The sequence below is a fragment of the Nonlabens spongiae genome (assembly GCF_002117125.1).
GTDB classification, from domain to species: domain Bacteria; phylum Bacteroidota; class Bacteroidia; order Flavobacteriales; family Flavobacteriaceae; genus Nonlabens; species Nonlabens spongiae.
The window spans coordinates 2,319,498-2,335,519 of record NZ_CP019344.1 but is presented as its reverse complement, the minus strand read 5'-3'; the positions used below and the strand labels follow the sequence as shown (position 1 = coordinate 2,335,519).

The window sequence follows — 16,022 nt, the reverse complement described above, 5'->3', positions numbered from 1 at the left end:
CTCAAGCAACAGCTTTTTCTATTTTTGCGGCTATGGCAAATAACAATCAAGACAAGTTCAAGAAGGTACTCTCACACGCAAAGGAATACGGTTATGTGTTCCAGTCCAGCGAAATCTACGATGGATTACAAGCGGTCTATGACTACGGTCAGAATGGTGCTGAGCTCAAGCGCAACATACGTGAATACTGGTGGCGCGCGATGACACAGCTCAACCAGGATATTGTGGGAATAGATGCAGCCATCTTTATGCATCCTACGACCTGGAAGGCGAGCGGTCACGTGGATGCCTTCAATGATCCTTTGATCGATAATAAAGACAGTAAAAAACGCTACCGCGCTGATGTGCTGGTAGAAGACTACGCAGAAAAATACCGTCAAAAAGCCGAAAAAGAAGTGGCAAAGGCTGCAAAGCGATTTGGCGACTCTTTTGATGCAGATATGTATCGTGAGACTAATCCGCGAGTGATGGGATATCTCAAAAAAGCTCAGGAACCTGTGGAGCGACTCGCTCGTTTGCTGGAGGCAGAAGATCTAGCAGGAGTGAAGGCACTCATCGAAGAACTGGGAATTGCAGATCCAGAAACTGGATCAAAAAACTGGACCGATGTGCGCCAGTTTAATCTCATGTTTGGTACAAAACTAGGTGCCAGCGCAGATACCGCAACAGATCTTTATTTGAGACCAGAAACGGCCCAAGGAATTTTTGTCAATTTCTTGAATGTTCAGAAAACGGGTAGGATGAAGATTCCATTTGGGATCGCTCAAACTGGTAAGGCGTTCAGGAATGAGATCGTAGCGCGTCAGTTTATCTTCCGCCAGCGGGAGTTTGAACAGATGGAGATGCAATACTTTGTAAAACCTGGTACAGAGTTGGAATGGTTTGAGGTATGGAAGGAAAAGCGCATGGCATGGCACAAATCGCTGGGAATCGATGAAAAACTGTATCGTTTCCACGATCATGAGAAGCTTGCCCACTACGCAAACGCCGCGACAGATATTGAGTTTGATTTCCCGTTTGGTTTTAAAGAGCTGGAAGGAATTCACTCTAGAACTGATTTTGACCTCAAGGCACACGAGGAGCACAGTGGCAAAAAGTTGCAGTTTTTTGATCATGAGGAAAATAAAAACTACGTTCCTTACGTGATCGAGACTTCTATAGGTTTGGATAGGATGTTCCTTGCCGTTTTCTCAAGCGCTCTGGAAGATGAGCAGTTAGAAGATGGGAGCGAGCGTACCGTTCTGAAAATTCCTGCGGTGTTAGCACCGGTAAAAGCAGCAATCTTACCCTTGCTAAAGAAAGATGGACTCCCAGAAATCGCTCAAGAAATTATAGACGATCTCAAGTGGTCTCTCAAGGTTCAGTACGATGAAAAAGACGCTATAGGCCGTCGCTACCGTAGACAAGATGCGGCTGGAACGCCTTACTGTGTTACAATCGATCACGATACCAAAGAAGATCAAGCGGTTACCGTACGTGATCGAGATAGCATGACGCAGGAGCGCGTTGCGATTAAAGATCTCAGAAACTATCTGGAAAGTCGAGTAAGTATGAAGGAATGGCTCCAGCGAATTTAGAATTCAGAAAGTTGAATTCAGAATAGCTCTTGACCGTTTGTTTTAACCGCTTTTCACCAACCGTGGGTTGCACGATGACTGGCGGACTTTTCTAAGGAAAATAAGCTCTAGTTTAAATGGACCAGTAGCACACAGTGGCACAATCGAGATAGAATTAAAACTTTGTCGTTTCTGATCTCTGATTCAAAACCTTTGCAATTACGACCTTAAGTTCACAGCGACTCCTCAAATCATCACACAACGTGTAAAGAAAATTGAAAAATCTTTACACGTTATCGAAACGTGATAAGAAAATGCGATTTTCTTTACATGAAGTTCTGTTTTCAGAACACACTATTTACCATAGTCTTATAACTAATCCATTTTGATTTAAACTAGTTTAGGGTTCTAAATCAAAAAACATGGATTGGATATACAAAAGTGGTGACCCGTTGTGGGAAACCTTAGTGGGCAGTTTCTTAATATTTATTGTTGTAATTGTTTTTACAAGAATTATTGGATTAAGGTCATTTGCAAAGTTTACCGCTTATGATTTTGCCTTTACTGTTGCGATAGGTAGCATTATATCCTCTACATTAACGAGTAAAACATCCATAGTTTATGGAAGTGTGGCGATAGGCAGTTTATTACTTCTTACTTGGATTTTCTCATTTCTTCAACGCAAAATACCAGCATTGAGCAGTGCTATATCAAACAAACCTCTTTTATTGATGAAAGGAAATGAAATTCTCGAAGACAATCTTGCACATGGCCGCATTGAAAGAACTCAGCTTATTGCCAAACTGCGCGAGGCAAATGTGCTGAATTTCGATCAGGTGTTTGCGGTGGTTCTAGAATCCACGGGTGACATATCTGTGTTGCATAAATCTTCAGCAGATTCTGATGAACGATTAAATGAGAAGCTTCTCGATGGAGTAAGAGAAAAGCCCTGAAGCTTTTTTTGGGATACAGAAACTCTTTATTTTAAATTCAAATCATAAGCTACCTTTGCAAAATGGTAAAGATTGCCGATATAGAATTGCCTGATTTCCCGCTTTTGCTTGCGCCTATGGAAGATGTGAGCGATCCACCTTTCCGTACGTTGTGTAAGGAAAATGGTGCTGACGTCGTTTACACAGAATTTATCTCTAGTGAAGGACTCATACGCGATGCGGCAAAAAGCACAATGAAGCTCGATATCTACGAGACGGAGCGTCCTGTGGGAATTCAAATTTTTGGTGCGAATCTCGATTCTATGCTGCAGTCTGTGGAGATTGTGGAGCGTACTAATCCAGATATCATTGATATCAATTTTGGTTGTCCCGTTAAAAAGGTAGTTTCTAAAGGTGCCGGTGCAGGAATTCTCAAGGATGTTGATTTGATGGTTTCTCTTACCGAAGCCATGGTAAAGCACACAAAACTTCCCATAACCGTAAAAACACGTCTTGGATGGGATCACGATAACATCAGAATCGTTGAGGTGGCCGAGCGCCTTCAGGATGTAGGAATCAAAGCGATTTCCATTCATGGTCGTACTCGCGCACAGATGTATAAAGGCGATGCCGATTGGGCACCTATTGCCGAAGTCAAGAACAATCCACGCATGCACATTCCAGTTTTTGGGAATGGTGATGTGAACACGCCTGAACGTGCTGTCGAGATGCGTGACAAATATGGCCTGAATGGAGCGATGATAGGTAGAGCCAGTATAGGCTATCCCTGGTTTTTTAGAGAGGTGAAGCACTTCTTTGAAAATGGCACACACATGGAAAAACCTACGATGAAAGAACGTGTAGAAGTAGCCCGTAGGCACTTACAAATGGCTATCGACTGGAAAGGTGAGCAACTAGGCGTTTTTGAAACTCGTCGCCATTATACCAATTACTTTAAAGGTATTCCCAACTTCAAACAATACCGCATGAAAATGGTCACCAGCGATGATCCTGAGGGAGTTTTCGCTGCTTTTGATGAGGTGCTACAGGAATTTGGTGATTATAGTTTTGCCTGAGCCAGCAAGCGATCGTTGATACGTCGTGAGCCTATATAACTAGCAATGATTCCTAATACGGCAATCGTCATGAATGAGATGACAAAGTTTTCCCATTGCAACGCAAAAGGATAGGGAATTCCTGGCGCAATATAGATGTACTGGTACTCGATCTGAGAATACACAAAAAAGGTTCCTATCACGATTCCTATGATTCCGCCAGTAACGGTCATGAGTGATCCTTGAATGAAGAAGACCTTCCGTAGGGTAGTAACCTCTGCACCTAGATCGAGCAGGGTTTTGAGGTTCTTTTTCTTGTCCAAAATCATCATGATGATACTCCCGACGACATTGAACAAAGCAATAATCAATACCAAAGTAAAAATCAGATACACCGCAAGATTTTCAGAATTCAGCATCTTGTAGAGCGCGTCGTTCATTTGGTATTTATTCTTGATCACGACTTGCTCGTCAAATAACTTTTCAATTTCCTCACGCACTTTATCCTCATTGGCTGTTGGGAGGAGTTTGATTTCTACGGCAGTAGCTTTTTCTTCAGGGTAGTTGAGCAGGTTCTGCGCTGCGTCGAGACGGGTAAAAATGTATTTGCTATCGATGCTTTCCACGTTGACCGTGAAAATTCCCGTAGCGACCATATCCATTGAGATGAAAGCTCGGTTAATGTTCAGCTCGTTAATGGCACCACGACCCGGTTTGGGAACCATGACTTGTAAGAACGATCCATAATTACTGACTGTGAGTGATAATTTTGAAGCAATCGCGCTACCGGCTACGATCTGCATATCACTATCAGTAAGCCAGGTACCATAGAGCAAAATAGAATCGGTTGGGATGATTTGAGAAAAACTCTCATCCACTCCTTTTATGAATGCAATCTCATTTTTATCCTCATAACTCAAGAACACCTTTTCTTCTATGGTCAGACTGACCGCTTCGACTCCCGGTATTTGTTGAAGATCTCGCTTTCGCGAAAGCGGAACCTCCACACTCTTTCCCTCATAGCTGGATACTCTGAGATCCGGATCAAAGTAACTGGAAAAACTGGTGCTGAAATCCTTGAGTCCAGAAAATCCCGAAAGCACGATAAACAGCGCCGTCGTGCCGATGATCGTGATGATGAAACTGAGGATATTGATGATGTTGATCGCGTTGCGACCATTTTTTGAAACCAGGTAGCGCCTAGCGATGTAGAGGGAAAAATTCACTAAGATTTTTTGCGTCTGGGTAGAATGTCTGGATTCACGATAGGATTGTTTTCGCCTTTGAGCTCCCGGTCGATGGTGTCCATGTATTCCAGCGAGTCATCGTTGTGAAATTGTAGCTCTGGCATGCGACGGAACTGATGGCGCACACGGCTGGCGATCTCATGCCTGATCTGACCGCTCATATCCTTGATTTCTTGGACGATTTGCTTGGCTTTATCAGCCGGAAAAACAGAAAGGAAGACTTTTGCATAGCCCAGATCAGGTGTCACGGTTACCTTTGTGACAGATATGATCAGGTTTTTGACACCGTTTTTACGCATCACCTCTTGGATGACGGAGCTCATATCTTCTTGCAATATCCCTGCAATTTTCTTCTGTCTGTTGCTTTCTTCCATGGTGCAAAGTTACTAAAAGGAAGGTTGTTGCCGTTTGGGCTTTATCTCAATAATCGATTGGGCGGGCGGCAGTTTCCTATTATTTTTGAAACTAAAGACTTCTTATGTTTGGGAAAATAGAGCACTTGGGAATCGCGGTGCGTGATCTGGCGCGGGCAAACGAGACCTATACAAAACTTTTGGGCAGGCCACCTTATAAAGAAGAAGCGGTCACGAGCGAAAACGTCACCACCAGTTTTTTTAAAAGTGGTGAAAACAAAATCGAACTCTTAGCTGCCACAAGCGATGACAGCGCGATCGCCAAGTTTATTGAGAAAAAGGGCGAGGGGATTCACCATGTGGCATTTGCTGTGGAGGACATCCATGCAGAGCTGGAGCGACTCAAAAAAGAAGGGTTCCAGATTCTAAACGAGCAACCCAAAAAAGGCGCTGATAATAAACTTATCGCCTTTGTTCATCCTAAGTCTAGTAACGGAGTTCTGGTAGAATTATGTCAGGAAATCGCTGAATAATTTGCGGGTGAGCATTTAAATCTTAAATTTGCAGACTTTTTAGATGAGAGCATCCTGTAGGAATCTCTTATCGGGCCTATAATTCAGTTGGTTAGAGTATCTGACTCTCCCGATAGCTATCGGGACAGAAAGTCCTAACGGAACTAATTAAGAAACGCTATAGTGATTTCTTTGATGTTTAGGTTTAAAATACTTGGCTGCTTTTAATTTTCGGTCACTAAATAAATGAGATTATAGAATAGGGCCTATAACTCAGTTGGTTAGAGTATCTGACTCATAATCAGAAAGTCCCTGGTTCGAGCCCAGGTGGGCCCACAAAAGCTTCAACGTATTGTTGGAGCTTTTTTTATTTTTACCCAATGGCATGGACTTACATTCTAGAAAGTGAAAAATTGAATAAATATTATATAGGTGCTTGTCATAAAAAACTGAACGATAGAGTTCTTGCTCATAATTCAGGCAAATATGGATCTCAAAGATTTACATCTCAAACAAGCGACTGGAAGTTGATCCTGCGTTTGGAATGCGAAGACTATGCCCATTCCATTAGGCTAGAACGAAAAATCAAGAGCATGAAGAGCAGAAAATACATTCAGAATCTTCTTAAGTATGAAGATATGAGACAAAGAGTAATTAAACAAACAAGAGATATCTGACTCTCCCGATAGCTATCGGGACAGAAAGTCCCTGGTTCGAGCCCAGGTGGGCCCACAACGAAGACCTTAGCAAAAGCTAGGGTCTTTTTTATTTCCAAGAAATTTACAGTCAAATTAATATTCCCAGCTTGGCAAGAAGTTTATGCCGAGGGTAGTCGAGGCAAGCACATGCGGGCCTACTGAAGCTTTAACGTATCGGTGGAGGGTTTTTATATCAGTAAGGGCAGATTTAAATCTGCCCTTACTGATATGAGATGTTTTTAAATGAAGCAGTTACGCCATCACTCTTCCTCAGCCATCACCGGCGCATAAGATTCAGAAATTCCCTTAAAGTAGGTCTCCAGCTCATGGAATGTACCTTCAGTCTTGACGATGTCTTTAACTACTTTGCCCTTTTCTAACAACACGACGCGTTGTGCGACTTCAGTAACGTGGACGAGGTCGTGGCTGGAAACGAGTACGGTGACTTTAGGATCATCAGCAAGTTGCTTGATGATTTTTTTGAGGCGTATTTGTGTGGAAGGATCAAGATTGGCAAATGGCTCATCAAGAATCACTACGCTGGGATTTCCCAAAAGCGCCGCAACGATCCCTACCTTTTTCTGGTTTCCTTTAGAAAGATCGCGCAGGTATTTCTTTTGCCCCAGCGCCTCACCGTTGAAGAAATCAGAGAAATCGGCAATGACTTGATCCACGGCTGCCTTATCCATGTTGCGCAGCTCTCCTATAAAATAGAGGTATTCTTCTGGCGTGAGGTAGCCTATGAGAAAGCTCTCATCCACAAATGCGCTGGTAAACGGTTTCCAGTCTTCGCTCTCATCCACACGTACTCCGTTTGAAACGATATGACCCGTTGTGGGCTCAATAAGATCAAGCAGTAGGGAAAATAGGGTCGTTTTACCCGCACCATTATTTCCTACCAGACCTATCGCTCCACCCGTATTGATCTCCAGATGATCGATGTCCAGAACTTTCACATCCGTGTATTGTTTGCTAAGATTTTTAATCGTGATCATATCTTGTATTGTTTCTGTTGTGTTCCCGCTTTCGCGAAAGCGAGATTTTTATTTAATTAATCAAGCAAATATGCTATCGTCTTATTTCTTGTTTCTTGACTCTTGTTTCTTTACAGAGTAGCACTATCAATCCTTCTGTGCGTAAGCCGCTATGGTATCGTACTTTTCATTTTTGTAAATATTCTCAATCCATTTAAACATCAAGTTCCTGAAAGCAAGCCCCAGTAAACCCGTAGCTGCAATGGCGATGAAACCAGCCTCGCTGTTGAACGGAAGCGCAAATGCGTAGTAAATCCCGATCGGCAGCACCATTTTAGGGATGACTAGCAAGAGAGTCTTGACGTTAAAAGCTTTAGAATCACCAAAGGCTTTCTTGTTGCTGGTCAAGTCTATAGGAGTCTTGACAAATGCGCCACTGAGCAAAACAACAGACGCATTGAGCCCGATGTTGTAAATGGATCCTGCGAGTATCGCATACAACCACTCGATCCCAAAATATACGTACCACACGCTCAAAACCGTACTGATGGCTGTTACAATAACCATGAGCCACCACTTGCTCAGCAAATATTCTCGATAGGGAATGTTTTGGGACATCATGAGCTTGAAATAGCTGCTGTCCCACGATGGAACCAGCCCACCAAAACTGAACAGAAATCCTCCCGTACAGAACAGCGCAGCAAAAATTTTCCCAAAGCTACTGTCACCGTAAAGTCCGGTTGTAAAGAGTAGTCCATATAGGATAAAAAAGAAACCCATGATAAAAGTCGTACGAGCCCTTTTATTACGCTTGATGAGCTTGATGTCGTTCTTTAAATAGGTAGAAATTTTTCCGAAGCGATCTAGAAAATCGAGGTTTTCAGAGCTGGCTTCTTCGGCTTTGATGCTTAAACCGCCGTCCAGATAAAGCTCACCTAGGAAATAGCGGTAAGCCACTGCACAGAATACTACTGCAATCCCCAGCGGGATCAAACAGCTCCACGGCTGATCAAAGAAAAAGTCAAAAATAGGTGCCGTATAGACGGTGATATCAAAATAGCCTTGATACTGCGCAAAAGCTGCTGCCACCACAATCGCAGCGATGGGGTAAAAGATCTTGTCTGAATTGTTAAGGAAAATGTTCAGGAAATTGAAGGAATAGGTAATACCCAACGCAGCAAGATGCCAGCCTAAAACGCCTATGGGATCATATCCCTCTATGAGCAACACGACGCTGAACGGCACAAAAAAGAAAGCCGGTAAAATGTTGAAGAAGGAAATACTGGTTTTGGCAAGTGCATATTTTACGATCTTGCTTTTAGAAAACGGCAAATAAAGAAGCGGCTTAATATTGGTCACCGGCATTTTTTGAAAGAAATATCGCATGATAAGATCTGTAGCAAACCAGTAGATTAAAAACCGATTGACCAACCTAAACGGATTACGTGCCACGAGATCGCCGTCTTCTATTCCATTTTCAATTAGATAATAGCTTCCAGCGCCTATGAAGGCAAATTCTATTAAAAATAGAACGGCAAAAAATCCAATAAAAATTTTAAAGAATAGGTTTTGCTTGAAAGCGGCAGATCTAAAAAAACTCTTCCACTCTAGACTGATGAAATATTTGAACATGGATCGGGTAGTTTTTAGGTTAGTGATCTTGATTCATAAAATGTTACAAAAAACTAAAATTATGTTTTTTGTTGAAGAATTGAACTTGTTACTAAAAGAATCTTTAAGATCATTTTAAGACCTTGTCTGCTGCTATTACGACCTACTCGCTATAGGTTCTTTATTTTTGCAACCATTGAAAAAGCGATATGATTTTCCATAACCTTACAATAAAAGAAGTTACCAGAGTCACACCTCAAGCCGTAGAAATCTGGTTTGATATTCCGTCAGAACTAGCTGACGAGTTCAAGTACACCTCAGGTCAGTATCTAACTCTAAAAGCAGACATCAACGGTAGCGAAGTACGCAGAGCCTACAGCATCTCGAGTACCAGTGGTGATGCTGGGATTAGCGTGGTGGTAAAACAGGTGGAGCACGGAGTGTTTTCAAATTACGCGATGAAATTGAAAGCTGGTGAAATGCTGGCTGTTGCCGCTCCTGAGGGCTTGTTTGTCTTAGAAGAATCAGCTGAATCAAAAACCTTTCTTGCCGTTGCTGCTGGAAGCGGTATTACTCCGATAATTTCTATTGTAAAGAGTGCCCTAAAGAGTTCGGCAGAACATAAAGTTGCGTTGATTTACGGAAATCAAAGCGTTGCGCAAACCATATATTACGAGCAACTCAATGATCTAAAAGATGCTTATCCAGATCGGTTTATTCTCAAATACTGTTTTAGTCGAGAAGAACGGGACGAAGCGTTATTTGGGAGAATCAATAGAGGGAACCTCAATTTCTTTTTAAAGCAAGACTGCAAAGGCTGGGAATTTGATACTGCTTTTTTGTGCGGACCAGAAGAAATGATTCATGAGGTAACTGATAATCTGGTTGAAAAAGAGTATCTGCCGAAAGATGAAATCAAGTTTGAGTTATTTTCAGCAAGCGACGCAAAAGTTGAAATCACCGAGGACAGTCACCTGTCTGAAATAGAAGTCGTTCTGGACGATGAAGAGATGTCATTTACCATGAAAAGGGACGAGAACTTGCTCGACGTCATGCTCCGCAACGATATAGACGCGCCTTACTCTTGCCAGGGCGGTATTTGCAGCTCTTGTATTTGTCTGATCGAAGAAGGTGATGTGATGTTGGCGAAAAACTCAATACTCACAGACGGCGAGCTCGAAGAAGGCTATTCCCTGGCATGCCAGGCTTACCCTAAATCGGCTAAGGTGCGGTTGAATTTTGATGAGGCTTAAAATATTAATAATATGAAACTATTTCACTCCACTATATTTTGTTTTTTGATGGCATTTGCCTCGGGACAAGAAATAAAAATAATCCACAAATCAGATAGTATTCCGAATATAAAAGAACGCGGACTCTCGTTTATTCATGAGAAAACCGATCTGGATAGCTATCACCTTGTTGGCACGGTGCAAGTTGTCGCCTCTAATTTCAATGAGGTAGTGAATGGTTTGCAATCATCTGCAAATGATTTTTCAGCAAATGCCTTCAAACTGAAAAACTTTACAAACAAAAATGAGAGTATATCTGTTACAATGGACCTCTATGCAGTTAGTTTAAAAGATTTGGAGCAAAACAACTCACATGGAGAAACAAATGTTCTCTATTTTTTAGGAAACGATTCTAGAACTCAAAAGTTTAAAATCAATCGAGAAAAAATCATTTTAGAATCCGATAAATTTTTCAGATATGAGATCCCAAAAGGTGAGAAAATTAAAATCAATAAGGGTGGCTTCACGGGTATGACAGTATATCATCAATGGGTGCAAGATCAACCTGTTATTTTTTATGCATTAGGTAGTGGAAATGTGTCCACTTCTCAAAGTAACGGAACCACCTTAAATATCGGTTTCAATACTGGAAAATTTATTGAACTAAAAGGAGATCTAGCCTATTTGTATCTCAATCTGAATCAAGCCACGGAAAAATTATAAAAACCAAATTCTTAATAAACTAAAATCCTATCCCTCATCCCCATTCCCTACCTTTGTACCTATGCTAGATATCAATAAAATACGAGCCGATTTTCCCATACTCAACCGCAAGGTGAATGGTCATCCATTGGTTTATTTTGATAACGCAGCAACCTCGCAAAAACCGCGACAGGTAATCGATAAAATCACCGAGTATTACACGCAATACAACGCAAATATCCATCGTGGCGTTCATGCACTCAGTCAGGAGGCGACAGATCTTTTTGAGGAGGCTCGTGAGAAAGTGAGGGCTTTTTTCAATATTCCTGAAACCAAGCAAACGCTTTTTACTTCAGGGAATACGCACAGTATAAATGCGGTTGCCTCTGGCGCACACGTTTTTGTAAAAGAAGGCGATGAGGTTATTGTGAGCGCGGTAGAACATCACTCAAATATTGTTCCTTGGCAAATGTTGTGCGAGCGGGTGGGAGCAACGCTTAAAGTGATTCCCGTTCTGGATAATGGCGAGTTGGATATGGACGCTTTCGCGAAAATCTTGAACTCAAAAACCGCTTTCGTGGTCGTAAACCATATTTCCAATGCGCTCGGTGTTCAAAATCCCATTGAGGAAATCATAGAGAAGGCTCATGAACACAAAGCTTTAGTATTGATCGACGGCGCGCAATCCTGCGGGCACATGAAAGTAGATGTTCTAGCCTTGGACGCCGATTTTTACACTATGGCAGGTCACAAAATGTGTGGTCCTACGGGAATCGGTATCTTATACGGTAAAGAAGAACTGTTGGATAGATTGCCTCCTTATCAAGGCGGTGGTGAGATGATCGATCAAGTCACTTTTGAACATACCACTTATGCGGGTTTGCCTCATAAATTTGAAGCGGGAACCCCTAATATCGCTGGAGGTATTGCCCTTGGAGCAGCGGTCGATTATCTAGAATCAGTAGGGATGGAAAATATCGCGGCTTATGAAGATGAGCTCCTAAAATACGGAACCCAAAAAATCAAAGAGATTGACGGTGCGGTAATTTATGGCGATGTAGACAAGAAGGCAGCGGTAATCAGTTTTAATGTGGGTAATATCCATCCTTATGATTTGGGGACTATCGTGGATAAACTAGGAATAGCTGTACGCACTGGGCATCATTGTGCCCAACCGGTTATGGATCGTTATCAGATTCCGGGAACCATACGAGCCAGTTTTGCCTTTTACAATACCAAAGAAGAAATAGACGTCATGGTACAGGCTTTGCAACGAGCAGTTATCATGTTGTCCTAAATAACATCATTATGAAAAATGCAATTAAGAGTCTTGTTTTGATACTAAGCTTAAGCCTAATTTCCTGCGAGGAGAAAAATCTTGAAGGGAATTATAATGTGATCGAGGTTTCTGGTGAGGACATGTCAGGTCACGGCATCACCTTGAACATAGAGAATCAAGAGGGTTTGAGAGTAGGAGGTAACAACTCTTGCAACACCTATGGCGCAGATATTACAAACGCTGGCAGCAACAATATCGAGGTAGGACCTATCATGTCCACAAAAATGTACTGCCAAGAAAAACGTGACATCGAGAGAGCCTATATGGAACAATTAGCCAATGTAAAAAGCTACAGATTTTCACAAGGTGAACTCCATATGATGAATGAGTCTGGAAAGATCATCATCAAGGCTACAAAAGCAGAAGACAAATAACTATGGCGAGTATTCAAGAAATACAAGAAGAAATCATCGATGAGTTTACCATGTTTGACGACTGGATGCAGCGCTATGAATACATGATTGATCTAGGCAAGAGCTTGCCACTAATTGATGAGCAATACAAAACAGAAGATAAAATCATCAAGGGTTGCCAGTCTAAAGTCTGGGTAAACGCAGAATTAGAAGATGAAAAAGTCGTTTTTACGGCAGATAGTGATGCGATCATTACTAAAGGAATCATCGCAATTTTGGTACGCGCATGGTCGGGACAAAAACCTGCTGATATCATCGCCGCTGATACCGGTTTTATAGATGAGATCGGTTTGAAGGAGCATTTGTCACCCACCCGAGCAAACGGATTGGTGTCAATGATCAAACAACTTAAAATGTACGCTGTGGCTTATCAAGCACAGCTTAACTAAAACATTATGGAAGAAGTAGATGGACAAGTAATAGGGGAAAAGGTTGTAAAGGTGCTCAAATCCATTTTTGACCCTGAAATTCCCGTAGATATTTATGAACTGGGCTTGATTTATGACGTCATGGTCAGCAGCGATGCAGACGTGAAGATACTCATGACGCTTACCTCACCTAACTGTCCCGTGGCTGAAACCCTACCGCTGGAAGTTGAGGAAAAGGTAAAAAGTCTTAAAGAAGTAAATGATGCTGAAGTAGAAATCACCTTTGACCCGCCTTGGAACAAAGATTTGATGAGTGAGGAGGCAAAACTAGAATTAGGAATGCTGTAGGCATCATGGCAGAAGAAATCATTAATCGTGTAGCGAGTTCCAAACTCAAAACCTTTGATCTAGAGGATTTTTATCCTGCAGGTCAGCGCTCGGTCATTGATATATCTCAATGGTTGATGGAGGGAATAGTGCTGGTAGAATCCCGCTTTCGCGAAAGCATAAAAACAACAGACTTCACTGCATATCAAGATCATTACGTTGCCATAAATTGCAGTACAGATGCGATCATCCCGCAGTGGGCGTGGATGTTGCTCCAATCACAACTTACCGGTGTTGCTAAAAAAGTAGTTTATGGCTCCCTTGAAGATTTAGAAACCATTTTGCATCAAGAGATCATCAACGATCTGGACGTTTCTGAATTTGAAGGATTGCCTGTAATCATCAAAGGTTGTTCTAACAAACCGGTTCCCATATCGGCGTACATGATGATTACGGAAAAACTGCAGAAAGTGGCGCGCTCAGTCATGTATGGAGAAGCTTGTTCCAGCGTTCCCGTGTTTAAAAAGAAGAAAAATTAGACAAAGTGTCACGTTTAAGTCAGGGTTCTCGTATCAACCAAACCTCTCTTTCCCCTCGAGGGGAATGTCCGCAGGACAAGGGGTGTTAAGTGATTGCAATTGAAGAATTGTTTGATATAAAAAGAATATTGTTTGTTTGAATGTCATGTCCCCATCTCGGCATACCTATTGACTATCCACATTCTGTAAATTAATTCATGTCTTTTCTAGGTTACATCGTTCTGTTTTTTATCCTGCGCTGGATATACACTTCTTTTATAGATAGCTCACCACGTGACACCTATCAATCTATGGGGCAGGACAGGTATAGGCGTAGTGTAAATGTGAGTCCGCAAGATTTTGAGCTGAATCTACTTTCTCTCACCTCAGTCGTCATAAAGGCCGATGGTAAGGTGAGCCAGACAGAACTGAATTACGTACGTCAGTATTTTGTGAGTTCGTACGGTAGAGAAAGAGCCAATGCTATCTTTAGAACGTTTAATGACGTTGTAAAAAAGCGTGAGGTAAATGCCGCTAGAATCTGCCAATATTTAAACGCCAGAACCAGATACGAGTCGCGTCTTCAGATATTACACTTCCTATTTGGCATTGCTCAAGCTGATGGACACGTAAGCGATCCAGAGGTACGGGTTCTGGAAAACATAGCGGGTTATTTACGACTGGCTCAAAGGGATTTTATTTCCATTAAGGCCATGTTTGTCAAAGATCAGGACAATGCCTACAAAATCCTGGAAATTGACAAGACCGTTCCTGATCACGAAGTCAAAAAAGCCTACCGCCGCATGGCTAAGAAATACCATCCCGATAAGTTGATGGATATGGATGAAGCCTATAGAAAAGGTGCGCAGCAAAAATTCCAAAAAGTCCAAGAGGCTTACGAGACCATCCAGAAGGAACGTGGAATGAACTGATCCCTAAAATGTTCAAGAAACATTAAGGTGTGAGTATTCTCACAGCCATTTCCCTATTTTTACAAAAAAACAACCCATGGGCTTACTGATCATCTATGCGATCATATCGATATTTTTTTCCTTTTTGTGTTCCATCCTTGAGGCAGTTCTTCTAAGTATCAATCCCACGTTCATCAAAGTAAAAGAACAAGAAGGTGCCAGTTATGTAGACACGTTGCGAAGCCTTAAAGAAGATGTAGATAAGCCTCTTATCGCGATTCTTACCCTCAATACGCTCGCACACACGGTAGGTGCGATTCTCGTGGGTGTTCAAGCAGAAGCGATCGTTCAGGAAGGCTATCCTGATTATTTATGGGGAATTCCTATGGTAGGTGTCGTTTCTGGAATCATGACGGTCTTAATTTTGGTACTTTCAGAAATCATCCCTAAAACGATAGGCGCCACCTACTGGCAATCGCTTGCTGGATTTTCCACGAGAGTGTTGCAAATCATGGTAGTGTTTCTTAAGTACTCCGGGATATTATGGTTGCTGCAGCTCACCACTAAAGCAATAGGAAAAAGCGCTCACATGAATACAATGACACGCGAGGATTTTGTCGCTATTACTGAAACCGCCCACCAAGATGGTGTTTTTGAACCTAGTGAGGGGCAGTACATCAAGAGTTTGATGAATTTCAATAATATTCTAGTGCAGGATGTGATGACACCACGATCGGTAATGTTTATGGCACAACAAGATACTAAGATCAAAGAGTTTTTTGAGCAGAACAAGGAACTTAGATTCTCTCGCATTCCTATATATGGCGACAATAGAGATGATGTAAAGGGGTATGTTCTCAAAGACCATATCCTAGAAGATATCATTCATGATAAGCCTGCAGAAACGCTCAAAGACCTTAAACGAGAGATTGCCATTGCGCCGATTGATATGCCCATACCAAAGCTTTTTGAAAAAATGATCGCTACAAAGGAGCATTTGTCCCTAGTGGTAGATGAGTATGGAAATGTTCAAGGGGTAGCTACTATGGAGGACATTATAGAAACCATGTTGGGACTTGAGATCATGGATGAGAGCGATAATGTAGAAGATATGCAGTTATTGGCTCGTAAGAATTGGGAAAAACGCGCTAAACGTCAGAACATTCAAGAGCCTTCTCAAGGGTCTTAGCTTTTGATTTATTCCGCTTTCCATCGGCCGCCATAGGCTTGCCGACGGCACGGCGCGAAAGCGTAACCATTCAAATTAATCTATC

General features: G+C 42.0%; 18 protein-coding genes and 1 tRNA gene. 15 read left to right on the top strand and 4 right to left on the bottom strand.

What is annotated here, in order from left to right; genetic code table 11:
- Positions 1 to 32 precede the first annotated feature (32 nt).
- The 3 genes from BST97_RS10765 to dusB all read left to right on the top strand — a co-directional run bounded on the left by BST97_RS10765 (position 33) and on the right by dusB (position 3,564).
- Positions 33 to 1,577, top strand: coding sequence for a glycine--tRNA ligase (locus tag BST97_RS10765; RefSeq protein ID WP_085767238.1), 1,545 nt, complete (start codon positions 33 to 35; stop codon positions 1,575 to 1,577).
- A gap of 401 nt (positions 1,578 to 1,978) precedes the next feature.
- The gene (locus tag BST97_RS10760) at positions 1,979 to 2,509 is read left to right on the top strand and encodes a DUF421 domain-containing protein (RefSeq protein ID WP_085767237.1); all 531 of its coding nucleotides are present in this window, start codon (positions 1,979 to 1,981) and stop codon (positions 2,507 to 2,509) included.
- Positions 2,510 to 2,571: 62 nt separating this feature from the next.
- Entirely contained in the window at positions 2,572 to 3,564 is a 993-nt protein-coding gene (gene dusB / locus BST97_RS10755) for a tRNA dihydrouridine synthase DusB (protein ID WP_085767236.1), read from the top strand.
- Here dusB and BST97_RS10750 read toward each other — a convergent pair.
- A complete protein-coding gene (locus tag BST97_RS10750; protein WP_085767235.1) occupies positions 3,549 to 4,769 on the bottom strand; it encodes an ABC transporter permease in 1,221 nt (406 codons plus the stop codon). The genes dusB and BST97_RS10750 overlap by 16 nt on opposite strands.
- Positions 4,769 to 5,164: a 30S ribosome-binding factor RbfA gene (rbfA, locus tag BST97_RS10745; protein WP_085767234.1), complete on the bottom strand. Its 396-nt coding sequence runs from the start codon at positions 5,162 to 5,164 to the stop codon at positions 4,769 to 4,771. The genes BST97_RS10750 and rbfA overlap by 1 nt, the downstream gene beginning before the upstream one ends.
- Positions 5,165 to 5,268: 104 nt before the next feature.
- Here rbfA and mce point away from each other — a divergent pair, with 104 nt between their 5' ends.
- The 3 genes from mce (at position 5,269) to BST97_RS10730 (ending at position 6,332) form a co-directional block, all read left to right on the top strand.
- Positions 5,269 to 5,676, top strand: a complete 408-nt coding sequence (mce, locus tag BST97_RS10740; RefSeq protein ID WP_085767233.1) for a methylmalonyl-CoA epimerase — start codon at positions 5,269 to 5,271, stop codon at positions 5,674 to 5,676.
- A gap of 241 nt (positions 5,677 to 5,917) precedes the next feature.
- Positions 5,918 to 5,991, top strand: a tRNA-Ile gene (locus BST97_RS10735).
- A 44-nt stretch (positions 5,992 to 6,035) separates the two neighbouring features.
- The gene (locus tag BST97_RS10730) at positions 6,036 to 6,332 is read left to right on the top strand and encodes a GIY-YIG nuclease family protein (protein WP_085767232.1); all 297 of its coding nucleotides are present in this window, start codon (positions 6,036 to 6,038) and stop codon (positions 6,330 to 6,332) included.
- A gap of 281 nt (positions 6,333 to 6,613) precedes the next feature.
- Here BST97_RS10730 and BST97_RS10725 read toward each other — a convergent pair whose 3' ends face one another.
- Both BST97_RS10725 and BST97_RS10720 read right to left on the bottom strand, forming a co-directional pair.
- Positions 6,614 to 7,348 (bottom strand): ABC transporter ATP-binding protein, encoded by a 735-nt coding sequence (locus BST97_RS10725; RefSeq protein WP_085767231.1) that lies wholly within the window; start codon positions 7,346 to 7,348, stop codon positions 6,614 to 6,616.
- A 126-nt stretch (positions 7,349 to 7,474) separates the two neighbouring features.
- Entirely contained in the window at positions 7,475 to 8,959 is a 1,485-nt protein-coding gene (locus BST97_RS10720) for a DUF5687 family protein (RefSeq protein ID WP_085767230.1), read from the bottom strand.
- Positions 8,960 to 9,147: 188 nt separating this feature from the next.
- On the opposite strand from BST97_RS10720, the gene BST97_RS10715 reads away from it, so the two are divergent.
- The 9 genes from BST97_RS10715 to BST97_RS10675 all read left to right on the top strand — a co-directional run bounded on the left by BST97_RS10715 (position 9,148) and on the right by BST97_RS10675 (position 15,937).
- The gene (locus tag BST97_RS10715) at positions 9,148 to 10,191 is read left to right on the top strand and encodes a ferredoxin--NADP reductase (protein WP_085767229.1); all 1,044 of its coding nucleotides are present in this window, start codon (positions 9,148 to 9,150) and stop codon (positions 10,189 to 10,191) included.
- A gap of 12 nt (positions 10,192 to 10,203) precedes the next feature.
- Entirely contained in the window at positions 10,204 to 10,893 is a 690-nt protein-coding gene (locus tag BST97_RS10710) for a hypothetical protein (RefSeq protein WP_157111622.1), read from the top strand.
- A gap of 61 nt (positions 10,894 to 10,954) precedes the next feature.
- A complete protein-coding gene (locus tag BST97_RS10705) occupies positions 10,955 to 12,169 on the top strand; it encodes an aminotransferase class V-fold PLP-dependent enzyme (RefSeq protein ID WP_085767227.1) in 1,215 nt (404 codons plus the stop codon).
- An 11-nt stretch (positions 12,170 to 12,180) separates the two neighbouring features.
- Positions 12,181 to 12,585: an META domain-containing protein gene (locus tag BST97_RS10700; RefSeq protein WP_085767226.1), complete on the top strand. Its 405-nt coding sequence runs from the start codon at positions 12,181 to 12,183 to the stop codon at positions 12,583 to 12,585.
- A 2-nt stretch (positions 12,586 to 12,587) separates the two neighbouring features.
- The gene (locus BST97_RS10695) at positions 12,588 to 13,013 is read left to right on the top strand and encodes a SufE family protein (RefSeq protein WP_085767225.1); all 426 of its coding nucleotides are present in this window, start codon (positions 12,588 to 12,590) and stop codon (positions 13,011 to 13,013) included.
- A 6-nt stretch (positions 13,014 to 13,019) separates the two neighbouring features.
- Positions 13,020 to 13,340 (top strand): iron-sulfur cluster assembly protein, encoded by a 321-nt coding sequence (locus BST97_RS10690; RefSeq protein WP_157111620.1) that lies wholly within the window; start codon positions 13,020 to 13,022, stop codon positions 13,338 to 13,340.
- 5 nt (positions 13,341 to 13,345) lie between these two features.
- Positions 13,346 to 13,858 carry a DUF2480 family protein gene (locus BST97_RS10685; protein ID WP_085767223.1) on the top strand — a complete coding sequence of 171 codons (513 nt, stop codon included), beginning with the start codon at positions 13,346 to 13,348 and terminating at the stop codon, positions 13,856 to 13,858.
- A 197-nt stretch (positions 13,859 to 14,055) separates the two neighbouring features.
- Positions 14,056 to 14,769 (top strand): molecular chaperone DjiA, encoded by a 714-nt coding sequence (locus BST97_RS10680; protein ID WP_085767222.1) that lies wholly within the window; start codon positions 14,056 to 14,058, stop codon positions 14,767 to 14,769.
- Positions 14,770 to 14,845: 76 nt separating this feature from the next.
- On the top strand, positions 14,846 to 15,937 hold the full coding sequence (locus BST97_RS10675) for a CNNM domain-containing protein (RefSeq protein WP_085767221.1): 1,092 nt from the start codon (positions 14,846 to 14,848) through the stop codon (positions 15,935 to 15,937).
- The last annotated feature ends 85 nt before the right edge of the window (positions 15,938 to 16,022 follow it).